Genomic DNA, 12,260 nt, shown 5'->3' on the forward strand with positions numbered 1-12,260 from the left:
CTGCGGCGCGATGCCCCTCCAGATCCGGGATCCCGAGGTCTTCGGCGTCGGCCACGACTCGCTGACCCTGAGCTTCCGGGTCGAGGACGGCGCGGGGCCGGTCGACGCGGCGGTGCGCGTGCTCGTGGACGGCGAGGCGCGCGCGATCGCGGAGGGGCCCGGGACCCGCGTCGTGCGCCTCGGGGGCCTGCCCGCCGGTCGCGCGCTGCGGCTCGAGCTCGTGGCGCCCGGCGTCGAGGTGCCGCCCCACGACCGCTACTGGCCCGAGCGCGTGCGCACGCTGCCGGCCCCCCGCGCGCGCCGCACCGCCACCTTCGCGACCCTCAACGACCTGCACTTCGGCGAGCCCCGCTTCGGCGGGCGCCTCACGGCCGACCACGAGTACGGCGAGGCCGAGCCCGGCTTCCCGCTGATCCGCGCCGACGACAGCGAGCTTCCCTACTGGCGGATCATGAACGAGGACGCCATCGCCGAGATCAACGCGGCGGGCGTGGACGCGGCCTTCGTGAAGGGCGACATCGCGGACGTGGGGCTGCCCGAGCAGTTCGCGCTCGCGCGCGAGGCCTTCGCGCGCTTCGCGATGCCCCACCACGCCTTCCTCGGCAACCACGACTACTACGGGCGCCACAACGGGGCGGGCGAGGTCGACGGCTACGCGCTCCTCGGCCAGCCGCGCGCGCCGCGCCAGGTCGAGCTCGGTGGCTGGCGCCTGCTGCTGCTCGAGACCGCCGAGCCCGGCCTCCACCACGGTGTGTTCGCCGAGGACCGCCTCGCGTGGCTCGCCGGGGCGCTCGCCGAGACCCGGGAGCAGGGCCTCCCGACCCTGCTCCTCATGCACCACCAGCCGGTCCCGCCCGAGCACCGCGACAGCTACCCGAACACGATCGGGATGGAGCCCGAGCACTCGCTGCGCTTCTTCGACCTGATCGGTGCGAACCCGCAGGTGCGGGGCGTCCTGATCGGGCACACCCATCGCAACCGCGTGCGCCGCTACCCGGCCGCGGGCCACGCCCCCTTCGTCGAGGTGAACTGCACCAAGGACTACCCGGGCGGCTGGGCGCACTACGAGCTCTACGAGGACGGCAGCTTCCGCCAGGAGGTGCGGCGCACCTCGAGCGGGCGGGCGCTCGCCCACTCGACGCGCTGCCGCCACTGCTTCCGCGGCTTCTACCGCGACTTCGCGCTCGGAACGCTCGAGGAGCGGAGCTTCGTCGCCGGTGCGGGGGACGGCTAGGAACGGGAGGTCCGATCGTGAGAGCCGTCCTGCGCGTCCTCGGCCTCCTCTTCGCGGGTCTGCTCCTCGGGATCGCCGCCCTGTCGGTCGCGGCCCGCTTCCACGACGGGCCGATCGCGATCTTCGCCGGCGGACCCTTCACGAGCGGGCGGCTCGTGACGGGGCCCGAGCCCGACTGGAGCTTCGTCCACGGGGTCCGCGAGGTGGAGTTCCAGCTCCTCGCTCCGCCTCGCTCGCGCACCACCTGGATCCTCGACCACGAGGGCAGGGCGTACATCCCCTGCGGCTACATGACGAGCTGGTGGGGACGGCTCTGGAAGCGCTGGCCGCACGAGGCCGCGCGGGATCCGCGCATCCTCCTGCGCGTCGGCGACGAGCTCTACGAGCGCCGGCTCGTGCGGATCGAGGCGGGCCCCGAGGTGGCGCCGCTGCTCGCCGAGCTCGGCCGCAAGTACCTCGGGGGCCGCGAGGTCCCGCTGGCGGCCGTGCGCTCCGGCGAGCTCTGGCTCTTCGAGCTGGCGCCGCCTAGCCCCGCGCGCTGACGGCGCGCGCGGCGTCGTCGATCGCGCGCGGCAGGGTGTCGGCGAGGAGGCCCAGCTCGTCGTCGCGGATCGTGAAGGGCGGCCCGAGCAGGATCGCGTCCCGGCCCGCGCCCGCGCTCGCCGGGTAGACGAAGACCCCGCGCCCGAGCGCCGCGCCGACCACCTTCGAGGTGAAGCCGAGCGCGGCCGGGAAGGCCTCGCGGGTGGTGCGCTCGCGCACGAGCTCGACGCCGATCATCAGGCCGAGGCCGCGCACCTCGGCGACGTGCGGGTGGCTGCCGAGCACGGCGCGCAGGCGCTCGAGCAGCGCGGCGCCCACGCGGGCCGCGCGCTCCACGAGCCGCTCGCGTTCGAGCAGGTCGAGGACGGCCAGGGCGGCCGCGCACGCCGCCGGGTGCGCGCCGAAGGTGTAGAACATGAAGTCCTCGCCGCGCGCCGCGAGCGGGGCCACCACCTCCTCGCGGGCGAACACGCCGCCCATCGGCGCGTAGCCGCCGGCGAGGCCCTTGCCGCCCACCAGGATGTCGGGCGCCACGTCCCAGTGCTGGACCGCGAAGGGCCGGCCGGTGCGGCCGAAGCCGGTCATCACCTCGTCCGCGATCAGGAGCACGCCGTGGCGCCGGCACAGGGCGGCGAGCCGCGGCCAGTACTCGTCGGGCGGCACCAGCGCGCCGGCGGTCGAGCCCACGATGGGCTCGGCGACCACCGCCGCCACCGTCTCGGGTCCTTCGCGCTCGAGGACGCCCTCGAGCGCGTCGACGCAGGCGACGCCGCAGTCCGGCCGCACGAGCCCGAGCGGACAGCGCAGGCAGTCGCAGGCCGGCGCCTTCGGCCAGGCCCCGAGCAGCGGCTCGAGGCCCTGGCGTCGCTTCGGATGGCCGCCGGCCGCGAGCGTACCGAGGGTGGTGCCGTGGTAGGAGAGCTCGCGGCCGATCAGCTTCCAGCGGCCCGGCCGGCCGGCGGCCACGTGGTGCTGGCGCGCGAGCCGCAAGGCCGCGTCCACCGCCTCCGAGCCGCCGCTCGTGAGGAGCACGCGGGTGGTTCCGGCGGGCAGCCAGCGGTCGACGAGCCGCTCGACCAGCGCCACCCGCTCGTCGGTCGCGAAGGGCGGCACGACGTAGTCGGTGCGGGCGAGCGTCCGGGCGATCGCCTCGACGACCTCCGTGCGCCCGTGCCCGACGTTCGCCACCAGCGCGCCGCCCGCCGCGTCGAGCACGCGCCGGCCGTCGGCCAGCACCAGCCAGGAGCCCTCCGTGCGCGCGATCGGGATCGGCGGCACGCCGGCACCCGGGACGAAGGCGAACCGTTGCGCGCGGGCCGGGTCGGCGGCGGGAGCGGGCAGCACGCGCGGATGGGCGCTCATGGGCGGGGAGGATACGCGAGCGAGCCGCGCGGGCGCGATCGGCTACCGTCGCCCGCGAGCGGAGGCCGCCATGGGGGAGGCGCGGGAGCACAGCCAGGAGCGCCGGCGCGAGCTGCTCCAGAAGGTGCCCCTCTTCAGCGGGCTCGCGCCCGAGCGGCTCGAGGCGCTCGCCGGCGCCACCACCACGAGGCGCCTCGCGTCGCGCGAGCCGCTCTTCCACCGGGGCGACGCGGCGGCCCAGGTGTACGTCGTCGCGAGCGGCCGGCTGAAGGTCGTCGCCACCTCGAAGGAGGGCGGCGACATGGTGCTCGCGATCCTCGACGAGGGTGAGGTGGTGGGCGAGCTCCCGATGTTGACCGGCGGCCGGCGCACGGCGAGCGTGGTCGCCCTCGAGCCCTGCGAGCTCGTGGCGCTGGCGCGCCGCGATTTCCTGCGCTTCCTGCGCGAGCAGCCCGAGGCGGCGGTCGAGCTCCTGGTCGTGCTCGCCGAGCGCCTGGTGCGGATCAGCGAGTTCGCCGAGGACACGCTCTTCCTGGCCGTGCCGGCGCGGCTCGCGAAGAAGCTCCTGCACCTGGCCGAGCGTTTCGGAAGCGAAGCGGGCAGCGGCGTGCGGATCGGGCTCCGGCTCTCCCAGAGCGAGCTCGCGGACCTGGTCGGCACCACCCGCGAGAGCGTCAACAAGCAGCTCCGCGCCTGGAGCGGGGACGGGATCCTGCGCATGGAGCGCGGCGAGCTCACGATCCTCGACCCGGCGCGGCTCGAGCACTTCGCCGGTCTCGTCGCGCGCTGAGCCGGCCCGGGGCTTGCCCCCGATGCCGCGCCGCCCGGACGCGCTACCGTGCCACGATCGGGAGGACCGGCGATTGCGCGCCCGCGGGACCTTCGCTCCCTTCGTCGACCGGGCCGGCAGCCGCGCCGGCCGCCGGATCCGCACGGCAGCGCGCGCGCCTGCCGCGGCGCTGCTGCTCGCCTGGCTCGTGGCGGCCGCACCAGCGGCGCGCGCCGACGAGCACGATCCCGAGCGCGCCGCGCACCCGGTGCGGATCGCGGCCTACGTCCTGCATCCGATCGGTGTCGTGCTCGACTACCTGATCGTGCGTCCGGCGCACTGGGTGGTGGAGCGCGAGCCCTTCCGCACCCTCTTCGGTCACGAGGACTGAGCGCCGCGAGCCTCCGGTGCGGGCTCGGCAGGCAACTTTCTCCGTTGTTCCCGGAGGACGCGGGCGGTATGATCCTTGCATGAATTTCCCCGCACTCCTTCGCGGCGCGCGGCGCCTCCACCCGATGGCGATGCTCGCCGTCGCAGCGCTCGAGGGCATGGCATCGGCAGCGGTGGCCGCGCCGCCGATGCGCATCGAGGGGATGACCTTCGTCGCGAGCACGGGCCCGGTGACCGAGCTCCTGGTGGCCGCGGACGAGGCGGACGTCGACATCGCCGGCAACCGCGCCGAGCTCGAAGCCGTACACGCCGAGTGGACCGGCGCGGACGGGCGCGCGAGCCTCGCGCTGCGCTGCGAGCGCGGTGAGTTCGATCTCGCGACGAACGACCTCGTTGCGATCGGCGACGTGCGGGGCCGCCTCGGTGACGGGCGTGAGTTCCGCGCGCCGTGGCTCCGCTACGACCGGGCCAAGGGGGTCGCGTTCACCGACGCGCCCGTGCTGATCGTCGACCAGGGCCGCCAGCTACGCGGCGGCGGCCTTCGCTACCACGTTCGAGACCGGAGGCTGCGGCTCACCGCCGGCGCCTCCGTACGGGAGCCGAAGTGACCCGACGTGGCCTGGGAGCCGTTCTCGCGAGCGCCGGCATCGCGATCTGCCTGCTCGTGCTCGCCTACGACCCGGACGCTGCCCGAGCGCGCTCGAGTGCGGCGGCGATTGCGCCGAAGGAGCCGGGGGCGCCCTACGCGGCCACCGCTGGGGCCCCGGAGGGAAGCACCGTGGCCGCCACGCCGGCCGAGCCGATCCGGCTCGCCGTCAACGAGCAGGAGCAGGGCCCGCCGCCGGCCACGCCGGCCGCTGAGGACGTGGCCGCCCGGACGCCGGCGGACGCGCCCCGGCCGGGCATGCTCCGGATCGAGAGCGACCAGCCCCTCTCGATCACCGCCGAGGAGCTCGAGGCGATCGAGGAGCCGGACGGGAGCCGCCGGCTCGTCTTCAACCAGAAGGTGAACGTGGACCAGGGCGGGCTCCGGGTGCAGTCGGACCGGCTCGAGGCCCATTACGCGCCGCAGGCAAGCGAGCCCGAACGGCTCGTCGCGCGCGGCCACGTCCGGGTCCGGCAGGAGAAGCGCGAGCTCTCGTGCGCGACCGCCACCTACTTCCCGGCCAAGCAGCAGCTCGAGTGCTCGGGCAACGCCCTGCTCCGCGACGGGGCGAACCGGGTGAGCGGCAAGACGATCGAGATCCTGTTCGCCGAGGATCGCATCCGCGTGAAGGGCGGGGCGACGGTGAACGTGGCGCCCGAGGAGAAGAAGGCCGCACCCGGGGCCAGCGCCGAGGCGCGGCCGGTGGAGACCACCCCTTGAGCCGTCCGGCGCTCGCCGCGCGCGGGCTGCGCAAGCGCTACGGCGACCGCGAGGTCGTGTGCGGGATCGACCTCCAGGTCGCGCCCGGCGAGATCGTCGGACTGCTCGGACCCAACGGGGCCGGCAAGACCACCACCTTCAACCTGATCGTCGGCGGCGTGCGGCCGAGCGCCGGGCGCGTCTTCCTCGGCGAGCGCGAGATCACGGACCTGCCGATGTTCCGCCGCGCGCGGCTCGGCCTCACCTACCTGCCACAGGAGCCCTCGATCTTCCGGCGCCTGTCGGTGGCGGACAACGTGAACGCGATCCTCGAGACGGTCGAGCCGAATCGCGCGCTGCGCCGCGAGCGCTTGCACGAGCTGCTCCAGGAGCTGGGCCTCGGTGGCAAGGCGCACCTGCGCGGCGGCTCGCTCTCGGGTGGCGAGCGCCGGCGCGTCGAGGTCGCGCGCGCGCTGGTGCTCGACCCCAAGTACATGCTGCTCGACGAGCCCTTCTCGGGCATCGACCCGATCGCGGTGATCGAGATCCAGAAGGTGATCGAGCACCTGAAGCTGCGCGGGATCGGGATCGTGGTCACCGACCACAACGTGCGCGAGACGCTCTCGATCTGCGACCGCGCCTACATCATCAAGGACGGGTCGATCCTGCGCGAAGGGAAGCCGAGCGAGATCGCGGCGGACCCGACGGTGCGCGAGATCTACCTCGGCCAGAACTTCCAGCTCGGCTAGCGGCGGGGACCGATGGCGATCGAGATCAAGCAACAGCTCCGCCTGAGCCAGCAGCTGGTGATGACGCCCCAGCTGCAGCAGGCGATCAAGCTGCTGCAGCTCTCGCGGCTCGAGCTGGCCGACGTGGTCACCCAGGAGCTCCAGGAGAACCCCGTGCTCGAGGTCTCCGAGGACCTCGACGAGGACCTGCCCCGCGAGGTGCAGGCGGACAGCCACGAGGCCGAAGCGCCGGTGGCCGAGACCGAGGCGCACTCCGACGAGGTCTCCGAGCACCGCGAAGCGAGCGACGCGGACAAGATCGCCGACATCGACTGGCAGAGCTACGCGGAGGCCTATCCGCAGACCGGCTTCCAGGGCGAGCTGCGCGAGGACGACGAGCGCCGTTCACTGGAGGGCACGCTCACCCGGCGCGAGACGCTCGCCGAGCACCTCGACTGGCAGCTCCAGCTCTCGGAGTTCGGCGAGGCGGAGCGCGCCGCGGCCCAGGTCATCATCGGCAACCTCGACGACGACGGCTACCTGCGCGCCGACCTCGAGGAGGTGGCGCGCGCCAGCCGGGTCGGCGTCGAGGTGGCCGAGAGCGCGCTCCGCAAGGTCCAGCTCTTCGATCCGACCGGGGTCGCGGCCCGCGACCTGCGCGAGTGCCTGCTGCTCCAGATCGACACGCTCGGGGTCGGGGATCCGCTCGCGCGGACGCTGGTGGCCGACCACCTCGACGCGCTCCAGCGCCGCGACTTCCGGGGCATCGCCCGCGCGCTCGCCGTCTCCATCGAGGAGGTGGCCGCGGCCGGCCGCGTCGTCGGGCGCCTCGAGCCGCGGCCGGGCCGGCCCTTCGGCGGCGAGGATCCCATCTACATCATCCCCGACATCTACGTGTACAAGGTCGGGGACGACCTCCACGTGGTGCTCAACGAGGACGGCCTGCCCAAGCTCAAAATCAACCAGCTCTACCGCGACGTGCTGGCGCGCGGGGGCGAGGGTGTGGCCAAGGACACCCGCGACTACGTGCAGGACAAGGTCCGCTCGGCGCTCTGGCTGATCAAGTCGATCCACCAGCGGCAGCGCACCATCTACAAGGTGATGACCAGCATCATCAAGCACCAGCGCGAGTTCTTCGAGCGCGGCGTGCAGTACCTGAAGCCCCTGAACCTGCGCGACGTCGCCGAGGACATCGGCATGCACGAGTCCACGGTGAGCCGGGTGACCACCAACAAGTACGCCTACACGCCGCAGGGCATCTTCGAGCTCAAGTTCTTCTTCAACTCGAGCATCAACCGCGTCGACGGCGACGCGATCGCGAGCGAGAGCGTGAAGGAGAAGATCCGCCGCATCATCACGGCCGAGGACCCGCGCCGCCCGCTCTCGGACCAGCGCATCGCCGAGATGCTGCGCACCGGCAACATCGACATCGCCCGGCGCACGGTCACCAAGTACCGGGAGGCGATGAACATCCTCTCCTCGACGAAGCGGAGGCGGGTCGGCTAGCCTGCCGCCGGACCCGGGGGCGTCCATGAAGATCACCGACATCCTGGTGCGCGACGCCGTGATCCTCGACCTCGTTCCGGGCGCCAAGCGCGAGGTGTTGGGCCAGATGGCCCACGCGCTCGCGAACGCCGAGCGCGAGGTGGGCGAGGAGCGCCTGGTCGAGGTGCTGATCGAGCGCGAGAAGCTCCAGAGCACCGGGATCGGCGAGGCGGTCGCGATCCCGCACGGAAAGCTCCCCGGCATCTCGCGGCTCCTGGCCTCCTTCGCCCGCAGCCGGGCGGGGGTGGACTTCGAGTCGATCGACGGCCAGGCGACCCACCTCTTCTTCCTGCTGGTGGTGCCCGAGCACTCCGGGGGGCAGCACCTGAAGGCCCTGGCCCGCATCTCCCGGTTCTTCCGCGACGCGGCGTTCCGCAAGCGGCTCCTCGAGGCCGAGACCCGCGACGAGGTGTTCCGCGCGATCGAGGAAGAGGACGCGAAGTTCTGAGCCCGGGGCGCTCGTGACGGCGCGGGTCCACGGAGCGCTCGTCGACGTCGAAGGGATCGGCGTGCTGCTCCTCGGACCGAGCGGGATCGGCAAGAGCGAGTGCGCTCTCGAGCTGGTGCGCCGGGGCCACCGGCTGGTGGCCGACGACGTCGTGGTCCTGCGCCGCGAGGGTGACGGCCCCCTGATCGGGGAGACGCCGGAGCTGATCCGACACCACATGGAGCTGCGCGGCATCGGCATCGTGTTCGTCCCCGATCTGTTCGGGCCGGACTCGGTCCGCGATCGGACCGAGGTCGCCCTGGTGTGCCGGCTCGAGGCGTGGCGGCCCGACCTCGAGGTGGAGCGGGTGGGGCTCGAGCGGCCCGTCGAGACCTGGGAGGGCGTGGCGTTGCCCGCCCTGCGGCTTCCGGCGAGGCCGGCCGGCAGCCTGGCGACGCTCGTCGAGGTGGCGGTACGCGACCACTGCCTCCGGCGCTCCGGGCGCAGCGCCGCCGGCCGGCTGGACGCGCGCCTGCGCGGGGAGGACGCGTGAGCCCGCGGATCGTGTTCGTGAGCGGCCTCTCCGGCAGCGGGCGGAGCACCGCGATGGGCGCGCTCGAGGATCTCGGCTTCTACGGGGTCGACAACCTCCCGCCGCAGCTGATCGCGCAGTTCGTGGACCTGTGCGCGAAGGCGAGCCCGCCGATCCGCGACATCGCGCTCGCGCTCGACGCCCGCGAGGCGGCGTTCCTGAAGGGCTTCCCGGACGTGGTCGAGGCGATCCGCGCAACCGGCGCGCGCGTCGAGGTGCTGTTCCTCGACTGCGCCGACGAGGTGCTCGTGAACCGCTATCGCGAGACGCGGCGGGTCCACCCGCTCGCGCCCGGCGGGACCGTCGAGCAGGGCATCGCACGCGAGCGCGCGCTGCTCGAGGACGTCGCCCGACTCGCAGACTGGACCCTCGACACCTCACAGCTCAACATCCACCAGCTCCGCGAGGCCGTGGTCCGGCTCGCGACCGGCGCCCAGCGGCGTTCGGTCGTGAACCTGCTCTCCTTCGGCTACCGCTACGGCGTACCCCCCTCGGCGGAGCTGCTCTTCGACGTGCGCTTCCTGCGCAACCCGCACTTCGAGCCGGCGCTGCGCCCGCTCACCGGACTCGACGGCGAGGTCGCGAAGTTCGTCCTCGAGGATGCGCGCACCCGTGAGCTGATCGGCCGGCTGCGCGACTTCCTCGCCTACTCGCTCGGGCTCTACGATGCCGAGGGCAAGGCCTATCTCACGGTCGGGATCGGCTGCACCGGTGGCCGCCACCGCTCGGTGGCGGTTGCGGATGCGCTCGGCGAGCTGCTGCGCGAAGGCGGGCGCGAGGTGAACGTGCAACATCGGGACGTCGGGAAGGAAGCGGGATGACGGGCGTGGTGATCGTGACACACTACAGACTCGGTGAGGAGTTCCTCCAGGCGCTGCGGCTGATCGTCCCGGACGCGCCGCCGGTGCAGGCGGTCTCGATCGACCCGAAGCAGTCGGCCGACGAGATGCGCGAGGCGATCCAGCAGGCGCTGCGCCGCGCCGACGCAGGCGAAGGCGTCCTCGTGCTCACCGACATGTTCGGGGGCACGCCCTCGAACATCAGCCTCTCGTTCCTGGGCGAGCACCGGGTCGAGGTGGTGACGGGGCTGAACCTCCCGATGCTGATCAAGCTCGCGACCATGACGGAGAGGAAGCCCCTCGAGGAGCTCGCCGCGTTCATCAAGGACTACGGCCAGCGCAACATCCGGGTCGCGAGCGAGATCCTGCCGGAAGGGAAGCGGTGAACGCGGTGGCCTGCGAGGGCGAGTTCACGGTCCGCCGGGAGCTCGGGCTGCACGCCCGGCCCGCTGGCCGCTTCGTTGCGCTCGCGACGCGCTTTGCCGCCGACATCCAGGTGGCGCGCAGCGGCGGCGAGGACGAGTGGGTGAGCGGGCGCAGCGTGCTCTCGTTGCTCTCGCTCGGCGCGACCCGCGGGACCCGCCTGCGGGTGCGGGCCGTGGGCGCCGATGCGCCCGAGGCGATCGCCGCGCTCGGCCATCTGCTCGAAGAGGCGAGCGAGCCCGAGCCAGAGAGGGCACGCGGGTAGGAGGACCCCACGCGATGGCGTCCGGGCCGGACACGACGATCCTCGACGGCGTCGCGGCGTCCCCCGGAATCGCGATCGGCCGGGCACGGGTCCTCGAGCGCGAGACGCTGGCGATCCCGGAGCGGCGCCTGGCGGAGCACGAGCGGGCGGCCGAGGTCGAGCGGCTGCTGCGCGCCGCCGCCCACGCGCAGGGGAGGCTCGCCTCGATCCAGCGTGCGGCGGCGGGCATCGAGCTGGTCGACGCCGTCTTCCGGAGCCAGCTCCTGATGCTCGAGGACCGCCAGTTCCTCGACGACGTCGCCCGCGGCATCCGGGAGGGCGGGGTCAACGCGGAGCTCGCGCTGCGCCGCCAGGGCGACCGGCTCCTGGGCCTCTTCGACGCGATGCACGACCCCTATCTGCGCGAGCGGCGCGAGGACGTCGAGTTCGCCGTGCGCCAGCTCCTGCTGAGCCTGCTCGGCCGGGAGCCGGCCGGCGTCGGCCGCCTCTGCGAGCCCACCGTGCTGGTCGCCGAGGACCTCTCGGCCGCCGAGATCGTCGAGCTCGACCGCCGCCACGTGGTCGGCTTCGCGACCGGCGGGGGCGGGCACGCCTCGCACGCGGCGATTCTCGCCCGCTCCCTGGGACTGCCCGGCGTGGTGGGCCTCGGCGATGCCACCGGGGCGATCGGGGAGGGCGACCGGCTCGTGGTCGACGGGCGGAGCGGGCGCGTGCTGGTGCGTCCGCCCGAGGCGGCCGTGCGCGCCTACCTGGAGCGCGCGCGCGCCGAGCGCCAGCGCGCCTGCGCCCTGCTGCGGGGCGCCGACCTCCCTGCCGAGACGCGCGACGGCCGGCCGGTGGCGCTGCGGGCGAACCTCGAGAGCGTCGACGAGCTCGCGGGGCTGCGCCGGCACGGTGCGGAGGGCGTCGGTCTCTTCCGCACCGAGTTCCTGTTCCTGAACCGCAGCGACGCTCCCGGCGAGGCCGAGCAGGAGCGTCACTACCGCACCCTCCTGGCAGGCACGGCCCCGCATCCCGCCACGATCCGCACCGTCGACCTGGGCGGCGACAAGCTCCCAGGCGCGGGCGCCCGGCGCAGCGAGGCGAACCCTGCCCTCGGCCTGCGCGGCGTGCGCCTCGCGCAGGGGCACGCGGGCCTCTACGACGTGCAGCTCCGCGCGCTCCTGCGCGCGAGCCCGGCCGGGCGGCTGCGGATCCTGCTCCCGCTGGTGTCGGGAGTCGAGGAGGTCGTCGCGATCCGCGAGCGGCTCGCCGACCTGCGCAGCGGCCTCGAGGCCGAGGGCCGGGCGGTGGCGGCCGTCGAGCTCGGGGTGGTCGTCGAGACGCCCGCCGCCGCCGCCCTCGTCGACCTGCTGGCCTCCGAGGTGCAGTTCTTCTCGATCGGCACCAACGACCTCACCCAGTACACCCTCGCCGTGGACCGGGCCAACGAGGCGGTCGCCTATCTCTACGACGCCGGGCATCCCGCCGTGCTGCGCGCGATCCGCCGCGCGGTCGAGGTCGCCCACGCGGCCGGCCGGCCGATGGGGGTGTGCGGCGAGATGGCGGGCGCCGCGCTCTACACGCTGGTCCTGGTCGGCCTCGGCGTGGACGAGCTCTCGATGAACGCGGCCTCGATCCCGCTCGTGAAGCGGATCCTGCGCGGCACCGGGTGGCCGGAGGCCGAGGCCCTCGCCGGCGAGGTGCTGGGCCTGCGGACGGCCGCCGAGGTGGCCGACCGCCTGCGCAAGGAGATGCGGCGGCGCTTCCCGGACGAGCTCGAGGCGGTTTGAGGGTCCGGCCGCGGTCCCGTAGAATG

15 protein-coding genes are annotated in these 12,260 nt (G+C 73.8%); 14 read left to right on the top strand and 1 reads right to left on the bottom strand.

All coding sequences use genetic code 11. The features are described 5' to 3' along the window. Positions 1-10: 10 nt before the first annotated feature. Together OZ948_03650 and OZ948_03655 are read left to right on the top strand one after the other, a co-directional pair. Complete coding sequence (locus tag OZ948_03650; protein MEB2343816.1) at positions 11-1,234, top strand: metallophosphoesterase; 1,224 nt, start codon at positions 11-13, stop codon at positions 1,232-1,234. A gap of 17 nt (positions 1,235-1,251) precedes the next feature. Continuing rightward, positions 1,252-1,776: a hypothetical protein gene (locus tag OZ948_03655; GenBank protein ID MEB2343817.1), complete on the top strand. Its 525-nt coding sequence runs from the start codon at positions 1,252-1,254 to the stop codon at positions 1,774-1,776. Here OZ948_03655 and OZ948_03660 read toward each other — a convergent pair. Beyond that, positions 1,760-3,139 carry an aminotransferase class III-fold pyridoxal phosphate-dependent enzyme gene (locus OZ948_03660; protein MEB2343818.1) on the bottom strand — a complete coding sequence of 460 codons (1,380 nt, stop codon included), beginning with the start codon at positions 3,137-3,139 and terminating at the stop codon, positions 1,760-1,762. The two genes, OZ948_03655 and OZ948_03660, sit on opposite strands and share 17 nt — an antisense overlap. A 70-nt stretch (positions 3,140-3,209) precedes the next feature. Between OZ948_03660 and OZ948_03665 the strand changes: the two genes are divergently transcribed. From OZ948_03665 to ptsP, 12 genes are all read left to right on the top strand, one after another. Beyond that, positions 3,210-3,929, top strand: coding sequence for a Crp/Fnr family transcriptional regulator (locus OZ948_03665; protein MEB2343819.1), 720 nt, complete (start codon positions 3,210-3,212; stop codon positions 3,927-3,929). A 73-nt stretch (positions 3,930-4,002) separates the two neighbouring features. Then, positions 4,003-4,299, top strand: a complete 297-nt coding sequence (locus tag OZ948_03670; protein MEB2343820.1) for a hypothetical protein — start codon at positions 4,003-4,005, stop codon at positions 4,297-4,299. Positions 4,300-4,378: 79 nt separating this feature from the next. Then, entirely contained in the window at positions 4,379-4,906 is a 528-nt protein-coding gene (gene lptC / locus OZ948_03675) for an LPS export ABC transporter periplasmic protein LptC (GenBank protein MEB2343821.1), read from the top strand. After that, positions 4,903-5,664 carry a hypothetical protein gene (locus OZ948_03680; protein MEB2343822.1) on the top strand — a complete coding sequence of 254 codons (762 nt, stop codon included), beginning with the start codon at positions 4,903-4,905 and terminating at the stop codon, positions 5,662-5,664. Before lptC ends, OZ948_03680 begins: the two co-directional genes overlap by 4 nt. After that, a complete protein-coding gene (gene lptB / locus OZ948_03685; GenBank protein MEB2343823.1) occupies positions 5,661-6,392 on the top strand; it encodes an LPS export ABC transporter ATP-binding protein in 732 nt (243 codons plus the stop codon). Before OZ948_03680 ends, lptB begins: the two co-directional genes overlap by 4 nt. Positions 6,393-6,404: 12 nt before the next feature. Further along, a complete protein-coding gene (rpoN, locus tag OZ948_03690; GenBank protein MEB2343824.1) occupies positions 6,405-7,877 on the top strand; it encodes an RNA polymerase factor sigma-54 in 1,473 nt (490 codons plus the stop codon). Positions 7,878-7,902: 25 nt separating this feature from the next. Then, entirely contained in the window at positions 7,903-8,364 is a 462-nt protein-coding gene (locus tag OZ948_03695) for a PTS sugar transporter subunit IIA (protein MEB2343825.1), read from the top strand. Positions 8,365-8,377: 13 nt separating this feature from the next. Beyond that, positions 8,378-8,896, top strand: a complete 519-nt coding sequence (locus OZ948_03700) for a hypothetical protein (GenBank protein ID MEB2343826.1) — start codon at positions 8,378-8,380, stop codon at positions 8,894-8,896. Continuing rightward, positions 8,893-9,756: an RNase adapter RapZ gene (gene rapZ / locus OZ948_03705; GenBank protein ID MEB2343827.1), complete on the top strand. Its 864-nt coding sequence runs from the start codon at positions 8,893-8,895 to the stop codon at positions 9,754-9,756. The genes OZ948_03700 and rapZ overlap by 4 nt, the downstream gene beginning before the upstream one ends. Further along, the gene (locus tag OZ948_03710; GenBank protein ID MEB2343828.1) at positions 9,753-10,160 is read left to right on the top strand and encodes a PTS sugar transporter subunit IIA; all 408 of its coding nucleotides are present in this window, start codon (positions 9,753-9,755) and stop codon (positions 10,158-10,160) included. The genes rapZ and OZ948_03710 overlap by 4 nt, the downstream gene beginning before the upstream one ends. Continuing rightward, complete coding sequence (locus OZ948_03715) at positions 10,157-10,462, top strand: HPr family phosphocarrier protein (GenBank protein ID MEB2343829.1); 306 nt, start codon at positions 10,157-10,159, stop codon at positions 10,460-10,462. Before OZ948_03710 ends, OZ948_03715 begins: the two co-directional genes overlap by 4 nt. A gap of 14 nt (positions 10,463-10,476) precedes the next feature. Next, entirely contained in the window at positions 10,477-12,234 is a 1,758-nt protein-coding gene (gene ptsP / locus OZ948_03720) for a phosphoenolpyruvate--protein phosphotransferase (protein ID MEB2343830.1), read from the top strand. The last annotated feature ends 26 nt before the right edge of the window (positions 12,235-12,260 follow it).

This window comes from Deltaproteobacteria bacterium (assembly GCA_035063765.1).
Lineage (GTDB): Bacteria > Myxococcota_A > UBA9160 > UBA9160 > PR03 > CAADGG01.

Coding starts and splice junctions, on each gene's coding strand:
- lptC (MEB2343821.1), top strand. CDS start 4,379: ATGAATTTCCCCGCACTCCTTCGCGGCGCGCGGCGCCTCCACCCGATG.
- OZ948_03665 (MEB2343819.1), top strand. CDS start 3,210: ATGGGGGAGGCGCGGGAGCACAGCCAGGAGCGCCGGCGCGAGCTGCTC.
- rpoN (MEB2343824.1), top strand. CDS start 6,405: ATGGCGATCGAGATCAAGCAACAGCTCCGCCTGAGCCAGCAGCTGGTG.
- OZ948_03695 (MEB2343825.1), top strand. CDS start 7,903: ATGAAGATCACCGACATCCTGGTGCGCGACGCCGTGATCCTCGACCTC.
- OZ948_03710 (MEB2343828.1), top strand. CDS start 9,753: ATGACGGGCGTGGTGATCGTGACACACTACAGACTCGGTGAGGAGTTC.
- ptsP (MEB2343830.1), top strand. CDS start 10,477: ATGGCGTCCGGGCCGGACACGACGATCCTCGACGGCGTCGCGGCGTCC.
- OZ948_03650 (MEB2343816.1), top strand. CDS start 11: ATGCCCCTCCAGATCCGGGATCCCGAGGTCTTCGGCGTCGGCCACGAC.
- OZ948_03660 (MEB2343818.1), bottom strand. CDS start 3,139: ATGAGCGCCCATCCGCGCGTGCTGCCCGCTCCCGCCGCCGACCCGGCC.